Genomic DNA, 21,314 nt, shown 5'->3' on the forward strand with positions numbered 1-21,314 from the left:
AAATTTAAATATTTTTCATACAGTAAATATTATTTAAATCAAAAAAGCGCCTTCTTATTGAAAGAGGCGCTTTTTCTTTGTAAATCCAAAACAAATTCTATTTTTTATCTTCAGAAAGAATTAAAGTAGAAGGTATATTAGCAAGCCAAGGGCTTTTATTCTCTACCAAATGTTTCCATCCATCAATAGAAATCAGCATAAGATCTTGTTGGTCAAGAAAATCTTTTTCAATAGATTGTTCTTTTCTTAGAGTCAGCTGGTTTGGAGCGGCCTGTTCCATTAGCCTAATTTTTTCTTTCGTGTCCAAATCGGCCATAATTTTGCCTTCAACATCCAAAATTTCAATTCTCGCATTGATATTCTGAATAAATTTCTGAACGTAGTTCTGAATAAAATCCCAATCCTTTAAACTAAAAAGCGGAATAAAAATCGTGTTGATGTCGGCTAAATCCTTGTCGATTAAAACTCCAACCGGAATATGTGATTTTGCAATAATTTGTCTTGTTCCGTCATCAAAAGGAGCAGATTCTAGAATGTTTTCCTTTCCTGTTACGGTATTTAATATATTTTCAGGATTGATAATTCGAGTTGTAAATCCAAGTACTCTTCCTAATAAACTTCCTTGATAGATAGATTGCCCAATTCCAACCAATAATAAATCATGTTTGCTTTTGTTGGCCACATTTACAATTTCGTTATCAATATCAGAAGATGCCTTAAACATAGTAGTGATATTTCGGTTTAAAGCAACAGATTCTTCTACAATATCTTTAAACTTTTCGTTTTCATAAACGTCAGTGTTATAATGATGTAATTCTTCTGTAGGAAGAAAGTGCATAGCTGTAATTTCAGAGCTTTCAGAACGTTTATTGGTTAATCCATCAGCAACTTTAAGTAAAGCCCTTCCAGATTCTGGTCTGTCAAAAGACAATAAAATTCGGTACTTGTTTTTTAATGCAATATCTTCTTCGGTTTCTGGTTTGCTAGATCTAAAAAGCCAGTTGATTAAATCTAATGTTGGTCCAGTCATAAATGTGGTAGCAAGTGCCATAATAACAAACATAGAGAATAATTCTGGACTCAATACGCCAAGATCGTAACCAATATTTAAAGCCACTAATTCTGTTAAACCCCTTGTATTCATCAAAGCTCCAATCGATAAACTGTCTTTCCAGTTTTGTCCCACAAATCTTGCTGCAAGCGCACTGCTTACAAATTTACCTATAACAGCTACCGCAAAAATTAATCCTGCAATTTTCCATAAATAAGGCTCGTTCAACAAACCAATTTGCGTTCTTAAACCAGTAAAAACAAAGAATAACGGCAATAAAAGTACAAGCGCAACGTCTTCGACTTTTTCGATAAATAGATTTCTGAATCTAATATTTTCAGGCATGATTGCTCCAGCAATGAACGCTCCAAATAAAGCATGAATTCCGATAACTTCTGTTAAATAAGAAGAAACGACAAGAGTTAAAAAGAAAATGGCAACAATGGGTTTGCTTAATTTTTCGCTTGTTGCATACAAATCTCCAATTCTTTTAAGGAAGGGACGAACCACTTTTATCATTAAGAAAACATATCCTAAAGCCAAAACAACAGTGTATATAGCACTTCCAAAAGAACCCGCTTTTACAATTGCAATTACAACCGCAAGAATACACCAAGCCGTAATATCATCGGCAGCGGCACAGGTAATTACGATCGTTCCTAATTTGGTTTTATGAATGCCGCGTTCCTGCACAATTCTGGCAAGCACCGGAAAAGCAGTGATGCTCATCGCGATTCCGGCAAACAAACCAAAAGATGTAAATTGTACATCTGCGGGGGCAAACTCGTCATAGATAAAATACGCAAGTCCCATTCCTAAAACAAACGGAATGATAATACTCGCGTGACTTATCACTACAGCATCGTGGGCTTTGTTTCTCAAAATCTTCATATCGATCTCCATTCCAACGATATACATGAAAAGGATTAAACCAATCTGGCTTAAGAACTGTAGGTTTCCAAGTGATTCCGCAGGAAATAAAGCCGCAGAAAACTCAGGAAGATACATTCCGATTAAAGAAGGCCCCATTACAATTCCCGCAATCATTTCTCCAATAACGGCAGGCTGTTTTATTTTAATGCAAATCCATCCAAAAATGCGGGCAACAAAGATAATCGTAACAATCTGTGCCAATAAAAGTGCTAAAGGATGGTGCAGGTTTTTTATAAGAGAATCGAGAAATTCGCTCCATTGGCTTTTGTCAGAAGTGGGGATTTTAAGATTTCGGCCTGTTTCCAGTTTTACGCCTAACAAAATAATCCAATACATTAGAACAGAGAATCCTCCAATAACTCCAATGTAAAAAATACTGTTTCTTAAATTTTTCATTTATTTTAATTTTTTGCTCTTCGCAACGACTTGATTTTCTTTTAAAAAAGATAGAAAAAAGGGCTTTTTTGAAGAGATTAGTTGATAAAATCAGGGCAATTTTATAACAAAATCAGCATTTGCCCAATAGGGGATATTCAATTTTGTAATGACCAAGAAAAAATTTGTAATGAAATAAAAAAAGGAAGATTTGACCGATGAAAACTACTATACTTAAAGTCGTTTTGATAGAAAAGTCGAGATAATGCAAGGGGCTTAGACTAAATTGCCTTACCTTTATACCTTTACCACTTGAATAAAATGAATAAAGATTATCCAATTCCAGATAACGAACTTCAACGTTTAGCTGCTCTAAAACGTTATAATATACTCGACTCGCTTCCAGATGATGCTTTTGACGATGCGACAAAGCTTGTTGCTTATATCTGCGGTGTGCCAATTGCCCATATTTCTTTTATTGATGAAAATAGACAATGGTTCAAATCTGAAATTGGAATAGGAGTTTCTGAAGTTCCGCGCGAAATCACTTTTTGCAATTACACTCTTTTAGATACAAAAATTCTAGAAATCAACGATACGCATGTCAACGAAACATTCAAAGACGATCCCAATGTAACAGGCGGATTTAATGTTCGTTTTTATGCAGGTGTACCGCTTACAACGCCCGATGGCTATAACATCGGGACTTTATGCGCAGTAGATCATGTCGTAAAAGAACTGAATGAAAATCAGCGTAATGCACTTTCTATTATAGCGAAACATGTTATCGCTCAGCTCGAATTAGGCACAAAAAACCATCAATTATATACGCAACGAAAAATTGCCGAACGCGCTGTTCTGGCAAGAGACAGTTTTTTGGCCAATATGAGCCACGAAATTAGAACACCTTTAAATGCAATTATTGGTTTTACAGACTTGCTTGCACAGACAGAACTCGATGAGACACAGCGCGATTACATTGAAAGTGTGCAGATTGCAGGCGAAAATTTACTTTTGATTGTAAATGATATTTTGGATCTTTCTAAAATTGAATCGGGAAATTTACCAATCGAAGCCGAACCATTTAATTTAAAGAAAACGCTCAAACACGTCTATAATTTACTGAAAGTAAAAGTGCAGAAAGAGGTGGAGTTTAATCTTTTCTTGGATGCCGAAATGCCAGATTTGGTTATTGGAGATCAAGGAAGACTTAATCAGATATTGGTAAATCTTATCGGAAACGCTCTGAAATTTACAAATGAAGGAGAAGTAACCGTTTCGGTAAAGAAAATAGAGGAAACAGAAGACAGTTATTCGCTTAAATTTTCTGTAAAAGACACCGGAATCGGAATCCCGAAAGATAAACTGGACACTATTTTTGAACGCTTTACACAAGGCGAAGAAAGTACAACGCGAACATTTGGCGGTACCGGACTTGGATTGAATATTGTAAAACAGCTGGTTGAATTGCAGAAAGGAGAAGTTCACGTAAAAAGTACTTTAAACCGCGGTTCTGAGTTTTTCTTTACCCTTTCGTACAAAAAGTCAAATTTTGAAGAGACCGCAGTAAAAACGGTTTCTAAAAATGATTTAGGAAATCTTAAAATATTGCTTTGCGAAGACAATGTTTTAAACCAAAAGCTTGCAAAAAGCGTCATTAATAATTTTGGTTTTGATTTGGATATTGCGCAAAATGGCGAAGAAGGCATCGAGCTTTTGTCTCAAAACGAATATGATTTGGTTTTAATGGATTTGCAGATGCCTGTTAAAGACGGTTATCAAACCACAGAATATATTCGAAACGAGATGAATTCCAGTATTCCAATTATTGCCATGACGGCACATTCTCTGGTAGGCGAGCAGGAGCGATGCTACAAAGTAGGAATGAATGCTTATGTACCAAAACCATTTAAACAATCTGTTCTTTTAAAAGCGATAAAAACAGTAATGACGCCAGATCACAATGTGACTCATAAGAGAATTATTGATATGTCTTTTTTGGATGAAATGTCTGGAGGCGATTCTGAATTTAGAAATGATATGATAGATCTTTTTATAGAAAAAATTCCAAGTCAGGTGGCACAGTTAGAAGAAGCATTTAAGAATGCCGATTACGAAAATGTAAAAAAACTGGCGCATAATATGAAATCAAGCATGGATATATTTATGCTCCAGGATTTGAGCAATTGTCTGTCCATTATCGAAGTAGAAGCGTCATCTGGCGAATTTACTGCGGAAACATTAGATAAAGTGAATATTTTTCACTGCGGAATTGAAGAAGTCGTTAAAATTTTAAAAGAGCTATGATATAAAAGAAATATGCAGTAGCTTTATAAATAAGAAGTTATAATTTTGAATATCCCCAGATAAAAAAATAAAAAATGAGAATTATTGTAGCCGAAGATAATGATATCCTACGCAAATCGTTATCTTTTTTCTTAGAGTCGAAAGGATTTAGTGTTGACCAGTTTTCTGATGGTAAAGAGGCGTTGGACGCAATCGAAAAAGAAAACTATGACTTAATATTGACTGATATAAACATGCCGGGTGTTAGCGGAATGGAAATTACGCAACACGTCAGAGAGAACCTTAAATCTGATACTCCTGTTATTATATTGACTTCTTCGGGAGTTGAGCAGACCGAGCTTGACTCTTTTGATATTGGAGCAAACGAATTTATTGCTAAACCAGTAAGTCCGGCTGTACTTTTAGTGAGGATTAATAAACTACTAAAAACCCGAATCTGATGAAGTTTATTTATTATTCTATTTTCCTGCTTTTTATTTCTTCTGTTGCAATTGGACAAGAAATCAATATAGACGAGGCTTTGGCCAATGTGAAGCGCGAAGTCGAAAAAGAAAACTACGATAAAGCTTTATCGATTATAGAACCTCTACGCGCCAAATATCCTGAAAACGAAGATATACAAATTTATACCGGACGCATTTACAGCTGGAAAAAAGAATATAAAACTGCTATCAAAATTTTGTCTCCAATGGCAGACCGAAATAATCCGAATCTCGAAGCTTTACAAGCACTTGTAAATGTCTATTTTTGGACAGAAGATTATGAAAAATGCATTTCGTATTGCGATAAATATCTGGCCATTGATCCAAAATCGGTTGATGTTTTGAAGATTAAAGCAACTTGTCTGGAGAAATTAAACCGCGATCAGGAAGCCTTAGATTTGATAGAAAAAGCATCTTATATAGATAATAGCACGCAGGCTTTCAGAGGAATCCGTACGCTTATTGGGCGTAAAGCAAAAAATGCTGTTTCGTTTTCTTATCTTAATATTTCAACCTCAGATCCTGGTCAATCTCCATTTCATTATGGATATGCAGAGTATTCGCATAAATTCAGCAAATCGGCAATTGTAGGAAGGGCAAATATTGGAAATGTGAGCAATGAAACTCAAATGTTATTTGAAACCGATTTCTATCAAACCTTTTCAAACAAAAGCTATTTGTATGCAAATGCTGGGATATCAACAGGAGAAACTATATTTCCTGTAGCCAAAGCAGGTTTAGAATATTATTTTAAGCCACAGAAACATTTTGATTTTTCGCTTGGCGCAAGATTTATGCATTTTGATACCGACGATATTACGCTGCTTACTGGACAAGTGGCCTATAACGCCGGAATTTATAGTTTTGCTTACAGACCTTATTATGATACTTCGAACGAATTGTTTTCTCATGTTTTAAGTGTGCAGCGTGTAAACGAAGAAAAAGAACGTCTTATCAGACTGGAATTGCAATACGGAAACGTTCCTTATTTGTATCTATACAATAATTTTACGCAACCTCTAAAAGCGTATAGAATTGGAATTCAGTATCAGCATCGTTTTGGCGATTCGTTCTTTGTACGCCCGATTTTCCTTTATGAAGATGAGGAATATGTACCTGGCGAATATAGAAACAAGTTTAATGTGCAGTTAATTGTAACAAAACGTTTTTAATAATGACTGAAATCTGGGAACTATATAAACAAGGTCAGTGGGAAGTGCCTTTTCTTACTTTCTCGATTTATCTGTTCATAGCGGCTTCACTTATTCTATATCTTATTATTGTTGCCAGCAGAAACGGTAAAATAAAGCGAGAACGTCTAAGCAAAGAATACAGTGTAATAATAGATAAGATATTGTCGGCTGTTATTTTTGAAGATGTTCCGTTTGCCGAAGTAAAGAAGGACAAAAATTTCCTAGTTCTTTTTGACACTTCTTTTTTCAGAGAAGTTTTGACAGAATCTCTTATCAATCTGCATAAAAACTATGAAGGTGTTTATGCTCAAAAATTAGAACATTTTTATAAAGATTCTGGACTGATAAAAGATTCATTCAAAAAATTGAAAAGCCTGAAATGGGAGGTAAAATGCAAAGGAATCACCGAACTGGCAGAGTTTAATATCAATGAAGCTTTTGATCAGATTATTGTTTATTCTAAAGCCAGAAAGAAAACATTAAAAATTGTAGCACTAAATGCGGCTATTAAACTTGAAGGCACTGAAAGCATAAAATATCTTGTAGAACATTCAGATCCTATTGACGATTGGATGCAGTTAAATATCATTGGTGCTTTTAAAAAACACGATATTGGTGATAGAGAAGGAATTGAACATTTGTTAGAATCGCAAAATACGACTGTAATTGCACTTGGTTTAAAACTGATAAAAGAACTTAAACTAACACAAAAGCTTCCTTATGTTGTTCATTTGGCAGACAATACATCAAATACTGTAATTAAATACAAAGCACAGAGTCTTTTACAGACCTTAACACCATAATATTATAAGAAAATGACTTTTTTTAATACTGAAATAACGTGGTTTTTGGATGTATATATACTCCTTATATTGGGTTACGCCATACTAATCATATCTTCTTATTTAATGTTGGCTTATATTTCTACAAAAGAGCTTAGAAAATACCTTAAACGAAACAGCTTTGTAGATTATGAGGTTTTGTTAACCAGCGAGTTCGCACCAAAACTTTCGCTTATTGCGCCGGCTTATAATGAAGGTTTAACTATCGAAGAAAATGTAAAATCGCTGCTTTCACTGAATTACAACAATTATCAGGTTATTGTGGTCAACGACGGAAGTAAAGACAATTCGATGGAAATCTTAACCAAAACCTACGATTTGGTTTTGACTGATTTGGATTTTCATCCGCAGATTGAAACCAAAAAAATCAGAGGAATTTACACTTCTAAAAATGCCGCTTTCAAAAAACTGATTGTCGTTGACAAAGAAAATGGGGGTAAAGCCGATGCCTTAAATGTCGGACTTAATATTGCCCAAAATCCTTACGTAGTTTGTATCGATGTCGATTGTATCTTAGATAAAGATTCGCTTTTAAAACTCGCAAAACCATTTTTAGAATCGTACGGAAAACGAATTATTGCAACAGGAGGAGTGGTGCGAATTGCCAATCAATGTGTAATTAAAAACGGACGCTTGGTGGAAGTAAATGTTCCAGATGTGATGCTCTCGAGAATTCAGGTTTTAGAATATTTAAGAGCTTTTCTTTTAGGCCGAATGGCTTGGGGAAAATTAGATGGTTTATTACTTATTAGTGGTGCTTTTGGAGCTTTTGACAAAGAAATAGCCATTCTTTCTGGCGGGTACAGCACCAAAACGGTTGGAGAAGACATGGAACTCATTGTCAGAATGCGCCGTTATATGCTCGACAATAAACTGCCTTATTCGGTGAGTTATATTCCAGATCCGCTTTGCTGGACCGAAGCGCCCGAGGATTTCAAAATATTCAAAAAACAACGCTCCCGCTGGATGAGAGGAACTATAGAAACATTAAGCATTCACCGCGGAATGTTCTTAAATCCAAAATATAAATTATTAGGAATGCTAAGCGTGCCGTATTGGACTCTGTTTGAGTTTCTAGCGCCTGCAATAGAATTCATCGGTTTGGTTATAACCGCTGTATTTATAGTATTCGGGTTGCTAAACTGGCATTTTTTCTTTTTGCTGCTGCTTTTTGTGTATACCTTTGCAGTGTTCTTTTCGGTGATTGCTTTGTACAGCGAAGAAAAAACCTATCATAAATACCCAAAACAGGCCGATTTTTTCAAATTACTAATGGCCGCTTTTATTGAGCCGTTTTACTTTCATCCGCTTACAGTTTATGCGGCGTTAATTGGTTATAAAGAAAAAATGATGGGGACTAAAGGTTGGGGAGAAATGACCAGAAAAGGATTTACGAAGAAATAGAAGATGACAAAGAAAATTTTAATAGTTGATGATCATTTGGTAGTGCGAAATGGAGTGGCCATGATTTTGGAGCGACAATTTGATGATGTTGCCATTTCGAATGCTGAAAATTTCTTTGAAGCGATTGCACTTTTAAAAAATCTCCCTTTTGACTTAGTGATTTTAGATATCAATATTCCAGGCGGAAAAAGCACTGATATGATAACCGATATAAGAGCCATTCAGCCCGAGGTGAAAATATTGATTTTCTCAGCGCACGAAGAAGAACAATATGCTTTAAAATATCTTTCTTCTGGTGCCAACGGTTATGTAGACAAATTGTGCAGTGAAGAAAAAATCATGTTTGCTATTACTTCAATTTTCGAGTCTGGAACGTATATTTCTTCTGAATTATTTAGTAAACTAGTAAATATTCAGACGAGTAAAAAGACTTTAAATCCGTTGGAAGGTTTGTCTAAAAGAGAACTTCAAATTACAGATTTACTGGTTCAAGGAAATGGTAATTTAGAAATTTCAAACAAACTCAATATTCACATGTCGACCGTGAGTACTTACAAAGCGAGGGTTTTTGAGAAATTAAAAGTCAATAATCTGGTAGAACTCATTAATTTATATAATACGTTTCAGAGTTAGTTGTATTCTACCATAATTTCGATTGTAGTTCCTTTATCAAGATCACTAATAATGTTAATATTCCCTTCAATAAGAATAAGAAGTTCGATAATCATATGAAGTCCGAGATGGTAATTTTTTGAAATTGGGTTTTTATAAAAATTATGGTAATAATCAATAAGTTCTTTACTCATTCCTTTACCATTATCTATAATTTTTAAAGTCAGAATATTTTCTTGAATCGTGCATAAGAGCTCAATTCTTCCGTTTTTGGTGTTTTTTATGGCATTATCAATCAGATTATGAATGATAATAGAAAGCGCTTTCTTGTTGGTTCTCACACAAAAACCTTTTTCTACATTATTGGCAATAGAAACGTTTTCTGCTTCTGCAATCTTTTCAAAAATCTGGATTCGTTCTTCGATCAATTCATGCAAAGAATAACTCTCGTCTTCCAGTTTTTTTCCTTCAATAAAAATAGAAGAATATTTTATTAGATTTTCTACATATTCATAAAGCTGAGATGTCGAAGTCTGTAAGGTCGTTAATTGCTGTTTGAGGCGTTGGTCGTCTTGAATACTGCTGTTTTCCGAAATATGTTTTATAGAAGAAGACAAGAATTTTAACGGACTTTTTATATCGTGGCTCACACTTTTAACCAGCATTTCGTGCTGTTTAATTTCTTGTTTTAGATTGTTTTCCGTTTTTTCAAGCTTTTTAACCGTAGAGGCTAATTTTTTGGTTTTTTTCGCAATTACTTCTTCCAGCTGTCTTCTTTTCATTCTTTGATAATACAATCTGATATGCCAGATCGAAATTACAAAACCAACGGCCAGAATACCGCAGAGAATGGCAAACCAGATCGTCTGGTAAAATTTTGCAGGCACAACAAGAATTACAGTTTTGTAGGCGTAATTGGCATTAAAACCAGATAAACTTCTAAAGGTAAGTTTATAAGTTCCAGGAGGAAGCGTGGTAAAAGATATCGATTTGTCAGCTTTTAATCGTTCCCAGTGATCACTGCCAATTTTGTCCATTTTTGCTTCGATAGCCAGATTTTTAGGATTGCCATAATAAGGATAAGAAACCAAAAAACTAACCCTTTGAAAGTTGTTGTTTAAAACAATGGTGTCTTTTGGATCAATTGTTTTCTGATCCAAAACAATCCTGTCAATAAAAAGTTCTTTGCCAGGCAGTAAAGGAGCTACTTTGTAAGGATTAAAAAATACGATGCCATTCATGGACGGAAAAACGATATCATTATTTTTTAGAAAATTGCCGCAGTGCTGGCATCCACCATTAAATTCGTTAATCAGGAAACCATCCGATTTAGTGTATTGATGGTAGTAAATAACGGTGTTTTTATTTTTAATATATTGAAGAAGCGCTTTTCTAGAAACTTGAAAAAGTCCTTTGTTGGTAGATATCCAGAAAAAATTATTTTTATCTTCAATGATGCAGTGTGTCGTGTTAAGATAATGCTCTTCATCTGTTGGAAAAGAATGCAGCATTTGGTTTTCATACAGAAAAAAGCCTTTTTCGTATGTGGTGAGCCAAATTTTTTGCTTACTGTCTATAAAGACACTTCGAATATTTATTTTTTCGGTATTTTTTGCAAAATCTAACTTTTTGGTTTTTAGATTATAAAGAAACAAACCGTTATCTCCAGCCAAGTACAGAATATTGTTTTGCTGGACAATATAATTAATGTTGTTTTTCAAAACTGCTTCAAGCTTCGAAACTCCATTTTTTATGGAATATAATTTGGGCTTGTGAAACTCGTCCAGACTCAAAGCAACCCAGATGGTATTGCTGTTATCTTTAAATATTGTTTTCGGGTTTTGATCAAAAGGGTAGGTGCGATATTCTTTATATGCTGATTTTTTCAGATAACAAAGTATTTTCATTCCCCGGCTGATCCAGATATTTTTTTCGTCATCAAGAGCGATGTTTATTCTTTCATCCAGATAAACGCTCTTAGGAAAAGGAATACTGTTAAGAACTCCTTTATTGCTAATAATCAGCCCTTCAGAAGTGATGACGGTACTGTCGCTAAAAGCTTGTGCAGCATAGTAAACTTCAGCTTTTCCTTTGTTTTTGGTTACTGTTTTAAACACAGGAAAAGAAATAATACACAATCCGTTTGTACCGCTTCCTAAATACAGTTTTTTGTTTTTCTGGTCAAAATAAATAGCGATAATATTACTTGTTTCAAAATCTCTGTATTCGACAATTAATTGGGCTGTTAAATGGTCATTTTGATTTTTTAGCTGATAGATTTTGTTTTTTATAGAAAGAAAAACCTGTCCTGTCGTAATATTCCAATATAGTTTACGATTGTTTTTTGAAACTAATGCATTTAGCTTTCCAGAAGATTTGCCTTTTTTAGAAAAACAGTAGTAATCGCCATTATCTGCGAGATAGAAAAGAGAATTGTCGATTGCAAAAAAATTAAAAACATTATCGTTTTGAAAGGCAGTTTTAGAAATGCTTTTCATTTTAGAATCGCATAATTCGACCTTTTGATTATCTATAAAAAATATATTTCCATTAGATAATCTGATATAATAAGATTCACGCTCATTAATGCTATAGTTTGAGGGAAGACCGTCGTGAAAAAAGAAACGTCTGCCGTTTCGCACTAAACTAGAATTGCTAGCGCTTTTTTTGAGTATTTGGACTTTGCCATTTCGGATAAAGACAAGCTCTTTTTTGCTTTCGTTAAAACTGGTAAGACTGTCTTTTTCGATGCTTCCAAAAATATCTGTAAAACGGGTATGTTCTAAAGAGGTGTTGGAAGAATTAAAAACAAGAAAATTATTTCCGTCATATCGGACAATGCCATTTTCGGTCGTCATCCATATAAAATTGTGTTTGCCCTGAACAATTGCTTTTATGCTATTCTGCTGCAGCTCGTTATTATCTGCAGTGTACCATCTCGCCGAGTAGTTTTCTTGGCAGGCCATTTTGGTTGTAATGAGCAAAAGCAGAAAACAACAGTAACGCAAAATATGAACCGCTATTTTTGGCATCTGACTAAATTATAGAACAAACTTAGCAAACATAAATCACAATTTGCCGTTTGTAGTTTTAAATCTACAACGTTGTAGATTTATTGGCACAGCAAAAATAAGTCTTATAGTACTTTGTACCGCTATATTTGCGTTATAAGGTTAAAAGCAAAATGCAAAACGTATGAAGGTAGGGGTAATTGGTTTATGTAGTTTTACAATGGATTTTGTGAACCGTGCGGTAGGGGCTGGGCATCAGGTATTATTAAGTTCTACACGCGAAAATCGTCAGTTTAAAGATATGGCGCAGACTTTGGGAGAGAACGTAAAATTGGTTAGCAAAGATGAAGCTGCAAAAGCCAGCATTTTGATAGTGTTTATTCCGCGTGAAGATGTTGGATTATTCTTGACAGATTTGCCAGATATGAACGAAAAAGTAATTATATACGAGAGCAATCCTATTTTTAGTTTAGAATGCTTGAAGCCAAATTCAAAATCATCACCTGAAATTATTGCTTCTCTTTTGCCGGAAGCTCATGTTATAAAGGTTCTTAATATAGTTAATCCAGAAGTGTTTTCTATAATAAACCAAAAGAAGAATGGTAATGAAATATTTTATACAGGATTGAATAAACAGGCAAAAAATAAAGCCAAAACATTTTTTAAAAGCCTAAATCTTATTGGAGTAGATTTTGAAGAATTGTACCAACTTCCAGTGCATTCTTGTTTCCTGAATTAAAGAGGAATATATTACGAAACCAGCTTTGAATAAATTAGAATTGTTCAACTTAAAATGCTCCCAGAAAAGCTAACTTTCTGGGACATTTTTGGTGCTATTTCTTTAAAAAGTTAAAGATTAGTCTAAATCGGTTTTTAAGATAGCTTTCTTTTCAGTGCTTTTACTCAACAAAAAGACAGTCGAAACTATTAATAAACTTCCCATCCAGTCAATCACAGAGAAAGGTGTTTTAAGCCAATAAACAGCTAAAATAGTGGCAGCAAGTGGCTCAGCAGATGCTAATAAACTGGCTTTTTGAGCTCCAATAATTTTCACGGAATTAAGATAGAATGTAAATGCAATTAAAGTTCCAAATACAATTATTAAAGCGGTATATAAAAAGGTAAGTGAATCCCATTGTCCTTCTATTTGCCAAGGAGCTTTGATAAAGCTAAAGGCAAAACCACCGCAAAACATTCCCCAACCAATTACGACTGAAGGTTTATATTTATGAAGCAATTTAGCTGGTTGTAACGTATAAATGGCCAAAGCAACTGCAGAACTAAGTCCGAAAAATAAAGCAGTTCCAGAAATAGCTAGTTTATTAAGATTGCCATGCGTTACTAAGAGTACCGTTCCAGTTACGGCAAGTATAATAGCTAATGTTTCTTTTGCTTTGGGTAGTTTCTTAAATTTTAAGGCTAAGTAAACGGCAATGATAATTGGGCCACAGAATTGCAATATGGTAGCAGTTGCAGCATTAGAATGTTTTATTGCAGCGAAATAGGTGTATTGTACAGAAAGCATTCCGGCAATGCTAAATAGTAATAATTGAAAAGCATCTTTTTTAGATTTCCAGATTTCAAATAAAGCAGTTTTTTGACTTATTTTTGAATAAAATAAAAGTATAATTCCTGAGACTAACATTCTAACCGTAATTAACCATTCTACATTTATTCGTCTTTCTTGAAATAAAAATTGTCCAAACGTTCCCGAAATTCCCCAAAATATGGCCGCTATAATAGCCAAAAGAAATCCCTTAAATATTGATTTACTCATTTTTGTGTTCATTATTAATTTATAGAATGCAAAATTGCATCATTTTTAAAGGTTATTTTGTTTAAATTTGAAGACGAATTTGCAATTTTGTTTCATTTATGGATAGTTTTGATAAAGAAATACTAGAAATCCTTCAAAAAAATAATTTAACTCCGCAACGAGATATTGGAGAAACAATTGGTTTATCTGCTGCTGCAGTACAGCGAAGAATAAAAAAAGAATGCGTGAAGAAGGCATAATCAAGAAAGATATTTCAATTCTAGAGAGAGAAGCCCTAGGAAATCCTGTTACCTTAATTGTTGAAGTATTTTTGGAAAATGAACAAATCGATTTGATTGATGAAACCAAAAAGTTATTTGTATCTTGTTTGGCTGTACAACAATGCTATTACGTTACTGGTGAATCTGATTTTGTTTTAGTAATTATAGCAAAATCAATGGCAGATTATGAAAAGCTTACAAGAGAGTTATTTTTTGCGAATAAAAATGTTAAGAGATTTAGAACCGTTGTCGCAATGGGAGTAGAAAAATTAGGACTGAATATTCCAATTACATTGTAGTTTAGTAAAATGAAAATCGAACTGAAACAATCTTCTTTTCTTGAAAAGGGAATCAACGAGCCGTATTACAACATTTTAATGTTTGATGGAAAAGCGGCTTTTTCTGTTGATTTAACCGATTACGAATGCCAAGGAAAATGTCTTTTGTTCTTAACGCCATATCAGTTATTGCAATGGAAAAGCTCGACTGCATCTTTTATAAATGTTCTCAGTTTTCATGGCGATTTTTATTGCATTGAATACCATAAAAAAGAAGTGGCCTGCAACGGAATTTTATTCAATGATATTTATAGCGAACCTTTTGTAACGGTTTCCGATTTTATTTACGAAGAAATCACGAGCATTATGGAACGAATGAAAAGGGTAGAAGACTCTGAACTGGATTATGATAATTCAATTTTAAAGTCCTATTTGCAGGTTATTCTCGCCTTGAGCAGTAAAGAAAAACAGCTCAAAATGTCACCACAGATTCAGGAATTTATTGGAAATGCTGATATTTTGAAATTTCAGTATTTGCTAGACACTCATTTTCTTGAAGCCAAAGAAGTCGCTTTTTATGCTTCTAAATACAATTTAAGTGTAAATACTTTCAGTAAAAGAATCAAAAAGCATTTCGGAAAATCGCCTTCTCAGCTTATTCAGGATCGCATTGTTTTGGAAGCCAAAAAACAGTTGCATTTAACAACGAAGACGATAAAAGAAATCGCAGACGATCTTAATTTTGAAGACGAATTTTATTTCAGCCGATATTTCAAGAAAAGTGTGGGCATTTCTCCTAAAGAATTCAGAAAAGAAGTCGGCATTTCTATCGTGGCAAAATAGTCCATGAAAACTCCTTTTAGTCCATTTTTATCCAGATAGCAGTATAGTAATTTTGGTATGTATTTAAAATAGAATCAAAATGGAAAAATTTATACGATTTATTGCTGGTGGACAAAACAACTTTATTCACTTTTTAAGAATTGCCATATTTGTTGTAATGGCATGGATTGGCGGATTAAAAGCGTTCAAATATGAAGCTGACGGAATTGTTCCGCTAGTTGCGAATAGTCCGTTTATGAGTTTCTTTTATAAAGATGCCAATAAACAAGTTGTGAATGAAGATGGTAAAACCGTCAAAGCCTACAAACTTTACAAAAACGTTGAAGGTAAAACTCTGGAGAAAAATATTAAATGGCATGAAGCCAACGGAACTTATATTTTCTCTTACGGATTAGGAACTGTTATTGTGACCATTGGCTTGTTGGTTCTTTTAGGAATTTGGTTTCCTAAAATAGGCTTTGTGGGCGGACTTCTAACGTTCGGAATGGCATTTGTGACTTTATCGTTTTTAATCACAACACCAGAAGTTTACGTGCCGAATTTGGGCGGAGATTTTCCAACACCAGAATTTGGTTTTCCGTATCTTTCTGTCGGAGGCCGTCTGGTTCTCAAAGACATTATCATGATGAGTGGCGGATTGCTTGTAGCTTCAGACAATGCAAAGGAAATTTTAAAACGATTTTTTTTCTACCGACGAGATATTCCTAACGGAATATAATTTCATAAAAAAAGCTGTGCAAGGGCTCAGACTTGCACAGCTTTTTACAAAAACTCAAAACTAATTATTCGTATTTTAAATACTTAAACACATTAATACAAAGCGTGCTTTGTGGGATTAGTTTCACGCAGATTTTACAGATTCTAGCAGATTTTTAAAATCTAAAAAACATCTGCCTAATCCGCTTAAATCTTATCAAATCTGCGTGAAATAAAAAAACTCAAAACTAATTATTCATATTTTAAATATTTCAGGACATCTACTTTTGTTGCCTGATACGCTTTTGCTAAAACAATGCATAAGGTTAGAAATAATAAAAGCAAAAAGGAAAGTAGAAATGGCAGCATCGGAATTTCGATTCTAAAAGCAAAATTATTCAGCCATTTCTGCAATAAAATATAAGCAGGAAATACAGCAATAAGAAAACCTATTGCACAATAAACTACATATTGTTTAGACAATTCTTTTAATAAGATATTGGTTTCTGCGCCCAAAGTTTTTCGAATCGCTATTTCTTTCATTCTCCTTTGAATGGAATAAGAGGCTAAAGCAAATAATCCAAAAAGAGCAATTAGAATTACGACAATATTTAATAGTGAAAACAAGTTGTTTTGTTTCACATACGACTCATAAGTTCTGGCGTATTGCTTATCAACAAAATCATATTGAAAAGGATTTTCGGAATCTACTTTTGCTTTCCAAAAATTTTCAATGCCTGCAATGGTGTTTTGTATGTTTTCTGGCTTTAGTTTTATGTAAACAACGTTCATCTCTGCAGCCATATCCAAAGATTTAATATGATAGAAAGTCATTGGTACGATACTGGATTCTGGGCTTAGAAGATTGAAATCTTTTACAACTCCAATAATTTTCATGGGTTGATTGCCAATTCTAATTTCGCTGTTAATCGGATTTTTAATATTCATCAGTTTTAATGCTGTTTCATTTATCAAAACAGAATTTACCGTATCTGAAGCTAGTTTTGTATTAAAGTCACGTCCTTGAATGATTTTTATGTTCATCAGATCTAGCATTCCATAATCTATTCCAATTGCTTTTTGTTTAAAGAGTTCCTCTTTGTACCAGACTGGCCACAAAGAATTATCATTTCCGTCAAATGCAAGCAGTCCTGTCGAAACTTTAGAAATACCGTTTAGCTTTGATAACTCTTCTTTTATCGTATTGTATCGATTATAAATTCTCTTAGTGTTTGCCTCTCCTTCAAAATAAGACGAAGGAAAATTTAAAGAAACAGCAATAACTTGATCTCCTTTAAAACCTAAATCTTTATTGCTTAAATATTCTATTTGTTTATAAACTATGTTAGAGCCAATGATAAAAAATGCAGCAATCGAGAATTGAAAGACTAGCATTCCGTTACGAAGCCAAATGCCATTTTTACTTCTTTCAAAATTACCTTTTAATACATTTATCGTTTCAAAATTAGAAACATAAAGTGCAGGAAATAAGCCAGCTGCTAAAATTGTAATACTAAAGATAATAACAAGTTGCAAGTAGAATTGGGCATTTATGATCGTTAGATTTTTACCAAGAAAATTATTGTAGTAAGGAAGCGTTAACTCAACAATGACCAATGCCAATAAAATAGAAAAGCAGGTAATTAAAGCCGTTTCAAAAATAAACTGTAAAACAATTTTGCTTTTTGAAGCTCCAAGAATCTTTCGTATTCCAACTTCTTTAGCACGTTTAATGGCGTTTGCTGTTGCCATGTTAATATAATTGACAATTGATAAAGTCAAGATCAAAATAGACAATCCAGCCATTATTAAGAGAAATTGATAATTGCCTCTTCCTTCTGGATAACCGTCTAATATAGAATGTAATCTAGATTCAGACAGCGGTTCCATAAAGACTTTAAAATGGCCAATTTTCTTTTCCATTTCAGCAGGAGACATTCCAGCTTCTTTCGAGTTTTTTACAATAATTTCGTCATAGTATACTTTTTCGAGCATTGTCCTGGTACTCTCAATTTTTGAGGGATCTTTAACCTTTAAAAGTATTTTTAAAACAAACAAACCTTGGTTTTTGCTCAAATCGACTAAATCTTTCATTTTATTGACAATTACTGTCGGGGCGATTGAAGAATTTCCTGGAATGCTGTAAACAGTTTTGACAGTGAACGTTTCTGATAGGCAATTAATCTGTTTGCCAATAGGGTTTTCGGTGCCGAACAATCTTTTTGCAATATTTTGCGAAATTGCCACACTTGAGCTTTCTTTTAGAGCCGAAAAGCTATTTCCTTGAATTATTTTAAATGGAAAAAGAGAAAAGAAACCACTTTCCACATTGATAATTTTATCTGTAAATTCTTTTTTTCCTTTATAGATTATTTTGTCTTTCTGATACCAATCGTCTGCATAAACGATTGTCTCCACATTAGAATCATTTTCTAAATATGCTTTTAATCGAACCGAGTTTTCGGCAACTGCCGGCATGTCACCCAGCTGAACCAAAACCTGATAAACCTTATCTTTTTCTGGATTCCAGGCATTGTAACTATGTTCGTCGTTCCAATAAAGAAGCGCGAAAATTAAACCTGAAATTCCAATTGATAATCCGAGAATATTGAGAGCAGTAAATAATTTACTGTGTTTAATTTGATATATAAATATATTGATCCAGTTTCTAAGCATCTTATTGGTGTTTTTGCTTTGGGGTTAGTTTCACGCAGATTTGCTTCATCTGTTGGCTATCGCTCGAGTTGTAGATTTTGGCAGATTTTTTTAATCAAAAAATAGTCTGCTAAAATCTGCCAAAATCCTTTTAAATCTGCGTGAAATAAAAAAAAAACTAATTACTCGTATTTTAAATATTTTAAAACATCCACTTTTGTTACTTGGTAAGCTTTTGCCAAAACAATTGTAAGGGTTAGAAACAATAGCGAAACGAAAGCAATTATAAACGGCAGAACAGGAATGTCTATTCGAGAGGCAAAGTTTTCAAGCCATTTCTGCATTAATAAATAAGCGGGAACAATTCCGATTAAAAAACCAATTGCGCAGAAAATCACGTACTGTTTTGACAATTCTTTTAGCAAAATATTGGTTTCGGCGCCAAGCGTTTTTCTGATGGCAATTTCTCTTAATCGTCTTTCCATAGAAAACGAAGCGAGAGCAAACAGACCAAAAACAGCTATTAGAATAACGACAATATTAAGCAAGGCAAACAAATTTCTCTGATCCTGATACTTTTTGTATGTTCGAGCAAAGTTTTTATCTACAAAATCATATTCAAATGGATATTCCTGATCGACGTTAGATTTCCAGAATTTCTGAATAGCAGCGATAGTTTCGGGCATTTCTGTAGGTGATATTTTAACAGAAATAAATCGCAAATCATTTTCCACCCATGAAAAGGATTTAATGTGAACGAAAATCATGGGAGCCACATTATATTCCATTCCGATATAATGGAAGTTTTTGACAATTCCAACAACTTTAAATTTCTGTCCGCCAAAAACAACTTCCTTATTTATCGGGTCTTTTTCCATAAGTGTTTTTGCCGCAGTCTCATTTAATAAAGCGCTCGAAATACTATCGGTTGCCAGTTTATTGTTTAAATCTCTTCCTTTCAATATTTTGATTCCGAGTAAATCTAACTGACCAAAATCAACCGACATTTGCTGTGTAATAACTTCTTTATTAGATTTATAATGAAGTCCTTGCCAAGAATTTTCATTGCTTCCGATAGAAAATACGCCAGTAGAGACCGCTTCAATACCTTTAATTTTTGAAAGTTCTTGTTTGATAGTTTTATATCTTTCATACTGAATTTTACCTTTTACAGGTCTAAAAGTAATATCCATAACTTGAGCTCCGTTAAAACCTAAATCTTTGGCAATCATATAATTTACCTGTTTGTAAACAATAAATGATCCAATGATAAAAAGCGTAGCAATAGAGAATTGCAGTACCAGCATTCCGTTACGCAGCCAAACTCCGTTTTTACTTCTAGAAAAATTGCCTTTTAGCACTTTTAAAGTTTCAAAATTGGAAATGTAAACCGCAGGGAAAATCCCAGAAACCAATATAACGACAAAGAAAATTATAATTAGCTGAAGGTAAAATTGAGTTCCAATCAAGACTAAGTTTTTATCTAAAAACGTATTGTAGAAAGGCAGCGAAAGCTCGACAATTACCATGGCTAGCAGAACAGAAAACAGCGTTATGAGTGTAGTTTCAAATACAAACTGAGCTATAATCTGAGATTTTGTAGCACCCACTATTTTGCGAACACCAACTTCTTTGGCTCGTTTTACAGCATTTGCCGTAGCCATATTGATATAATTGACAATTGATAAAATTAAGATTAGGATCGATAAGCCCATTACTATTTTTAAGAACTGTAAATTGGCGTTTTTTTCAGGAAAAGCATAATTGCCCTGCTGAAGTCTTGCTTTTGTAAACGGAAGAAGCCTTGCTTTTATAGGATCTCCGTATTGTTTAATAAATTGTTCCAGCGATAAACCTTCTGATTTTGCCTGTTTTTTGTAATTGTCTTCAAGAAATATTTTGTCTAAATTTTGAATAACGGCTGTAGTGTCGCTTGGTCTTTTAAGCTTTAACATTAATCCGTAACTAAAGCCCCAATTATCTTTGTTTTGTTCTAATTCCTCTTCTACAACAGGAGTAATTACCGCAGGCATTACCGATGATTTTTTAGGCATTTTGTAAATACCGCGAACAACAAAAATGTGATCTGCATATTTTACTTGTTTTCCAATTGGGTTTTCATTCTTAAAAATGCGTGCTGCAGTTTCTTCCGAAAGGGCCATACTGTTGCGATCAGCGAAAACCGTTTTAGCGTTTCCTTGAATAAACTCAAAAGGAAAGAAAGAAAAGAAACTTCTTTCGGCCGAAAAGATTTTGTCAATCAATTCGATTTTTCCTTTGTATTGAATAGTTTCAGTAGTGTAATTTACTCTAAAATAACAGTATTTATCCAAATAGAAAGTAGTTGCATTAAGCATTCTGCCTGGAATTGGAGAGTTTGTTGTCCAGATATTTCCTCCGCCAAAATCGTTCATTACAATGAAGATTTTGTCTTTTTCAGGATTCCATTGGTCATAAGAATGTTCGTCATTCCAGTATAGAATTGCAAAGATCAAACCCGCAATTCCTATACTCAATCCCAATATATTTAGGGCTGTAAAGAATTTGTTGTTTTTTATATGATAAACAAAAATATTTGTCCAGTTTTTAAGCATC

At 33.8% G+C, this 21,314-nt stretch carries 16 protein-coding genes; 11 read left to right on the top strand and 5 right to left on the bottom strand.

Going from position 1 to position 21,314, the window contains the following annotated elements; genetic code table 11:
* Window positions 1-97 precede the first annotated feature (97 nt).
* Window positions 98-2,380, bottom strand: a complete 2,283-nt coding sequence (locus NCC77_RS12390; protein WP_250835842.1) for a cation:proton antiporter domain-containing protein — start codon at window positions 2,378-2,380, stop codon at window positions 98-100.
* Between the two features lie 300 nt (window positions 2,381-2,680).
* On the opposite strand from NCC77_RS12390, the gene NCC77_RS12395 reads away from it, so the two are divergent.
* The 6 genes from NCC77_RS12395 to NCC77_RS12420 all read left to right on the top strand — a co-directional run bounded on the left by NCC77_RS12395 (window position 2,681) and on the right by NCC77_RS12420 (window position 9,220).
* Complete coding sequence (locus tag NCC77_RS12395) at window positions 2,681-4,666, top strand: GAF domain-containing hybrid sensor histidine kinase/response regulator (protein WP_250835843.1); 1,986 nt, start codon at window positions 2,681-2,683, stop codon at window positions 4,664-4,666.
* Window positions 4,667-4,740: 74 nt separating this feature from the next.
* Window positions 4,741-5,106: a response regulator transcription factor gene (locus NCC77_RS12400; protein ID WP_250835844.1), complete on the top strand. Its 366-nt coding sequence runs from the start codon at window positions 4,741-4,743 to the stop codon at window positions 5,104-5,106.
* Complete coding sequence (locus NCC77_RS12405; RefSeq protein ID WP_250835845.1) at window positions 5,106-6,320, top strand: tetratricopeptide repeat protein; 1,215 nt, start codon at window positions 5,106-5,108, stop codon at window positions 6,318-6,320. The genes NCC77_RS12400 and NCC77_RS12405 overlap by 1 nt, the downstream gene beginning before the upstream one ends.
* A gap of 2 nt (window positions 6,321-6,322) precedes the next feature.
* Window positions 6,323-7,144: a hypothetical protein gene (locus NCC77_RS12410; protein WP_250835846.1), complete on the top strand. Its 822-nt coding sequence runs from the start codon at window positions 6,323-6,325 to the stop codon at window positions 7,142-7,144.
* A gap of 12 nt (window positions 7,145-7,156) precedes the next feature.
* Window positions 7,157-8,587, top strand: coding sequence for a glycosyltransferase family 2 protein (locus tag NCC77_RS12415; RefSeq protein ID WP_432442322.1), 1,431 nt, complete (start codon window positions 7,157-7,159; stop codon window positions 8,585-8,587).
* Window positions 8,588-8,590: 3 nt separating this feature from the next.
* A complete protein-coding gene (locus NCC77_RS12420) occupies window positions 8,591-9,220 on the top strand; it encodes a response regulator (protein ID WP_250835848.1) in 630 nt (209 codons plus the stop codon).
* Here NCC77_RS12420 and NCC77_RS12425 read toward each other — a convergent pair.
* Window positions 9,217-12,231 carry a sensor histidine kinase gene (locus tag NCC77_RS12425; protein WP_250835849.1) on the bottom strand — a complete coding sequence of 1,005 codons (3,015 nt, stop codon included), beginning with the start codon at window positions 12,229-12,231 and terminating at the stop codon, window positions 9,217-9,219. The two genes, NCC77_RS12420 and NCC77_RS12425, sit on opposite strands and share 4 nt — an antisense overlap.
* 163 nt (window positions 12,232-12,394) lie before the next feature.
* Between NCC77_RS12425 and NCC77_RS12430 the strand changes: the two genes are divergently transcribed.
* Window positions 12,395-12,949, top strand: coding sequence for an NAD(P)-binding domain-containing protein (locus NCC77_RS12430; protein WP_250835850.1), 555 nt, complete (start codon window positions 12,395-12,397; stop codon window positions 12,947-12,949).
* A 117-nt stretch (window positions 12,950-13,066) separates the two neighbouring features.
* Here the strand turns inward: NCC77_RS12430 and NCC77_RS12435 are convergent, their stop codons facing one another.
* The gene (locus tag NCC77_RS12435; protein WP_250835851.1) at window positions 13,067-13,987 is read right to left on the bottom strand and encodes a DMT family transporter; all 921 of its coding nucleotides are present in this window, start codon (window positions 13,985-13,987) and stop codon (window positions 13,067-13,069) included.
* 98 nt (window positions 13,988-14,085) lie between these two features.
* Here NCC77_RS12435 and NCC77_RS12440 point away from each other — a divergent pair, with 98 nt between their 5' ends.
* From NCC77_RS12440 to NCC77_RS12455, 4 genes are all read left to right on the top strand, one after another.
* A complete protein-coding gene (locus NCC77_RS12440; protein ID WP_250835852.1) occupies window positions 14,086-14,226 on the top strand; it encodes an Lrp/AsnC family transcriptional regulator in 141 nt (46 codons plus the stop codon).
* Window positions 14,208-14,546 carry an Lrp/AsnC family transcriptional regulator gene (locus tag NCC77_RS12445; protein WP_250835853.1) on the top strand — a complete coding sequence of 113 codons (339 nt, stop codon included), beginning with the start codon at window positions 14,208-14,210 and terminating at the stop codon, window positions 14,544-14,546. The genes NCC77_RS12440 and NCC77_RS12445 overlap by 19 nt, the downstream gene beginning before the upstream one ends.
* A gap of 9 nt (window positions 14,547-14,555) precedes the next feature.
* On the top strand, window positions 14,556-15,368 hold the full coding sequence (locus NCC77_RS12450) for an AraC family transcriptional regulator (RefSeq protein ID WP_250835854.1): 813 nt from the start codon (window positions 14,556-14,558) through the stop codon (window positions 15,366-15,368).
* Window positions 15,369-15,447: 79 nt separating this feature from the next.
* A complete protein-coding gene (locus NCC77_RS12455) occupies window positions 15,448-16,086 on the top strand; it encodes a DUF417 family protein (RefSeq protein WP_250835855.1) in 639 nt (212 codons plus the stop codon).
* Between the two features lie 230 nt (window positions 16,087-16,316).
* Here the strand turns inward: NCC77_RS12455 and NCC77_RS12460 are convergent, their stop codons facing one another.
* A complete protein-coding gene (locus NCC77_RS12460) occupies window positions 16,317-18,740 on the bottom strand; it encodes an ABC transporter permease (RefSeq protein WP_250835856.1) in 2,424 nt (807 codons plus the stop codon).
* A gap of 161 nt (window positions 18,741-18,901) precedes the next feature.
* Window positions 18,902-21,313 (bottom strand): ABC transporter permease, encoded by a 2,412-nt coding sequence (locus NCC77_RS12465; protein ID WP_250835857.1) that lies wholly within the window; start codon window positions 21,311-21,313, stop codon window positions 18,902-18,904.
* Window position 21,314: the final 1 nt, after the last annotated feature.

Origin of the sequence: Flavobacterium tyrosinilyticum (assembly GCF_023656565.1) — a bacterium.
GTDB lineage: Bacteria > Bacteroidota > Bacteroidia > Flavobacteriales > Flavobacteriaceae > Flavobacterium > Flavobacterium tyrosinilyticum.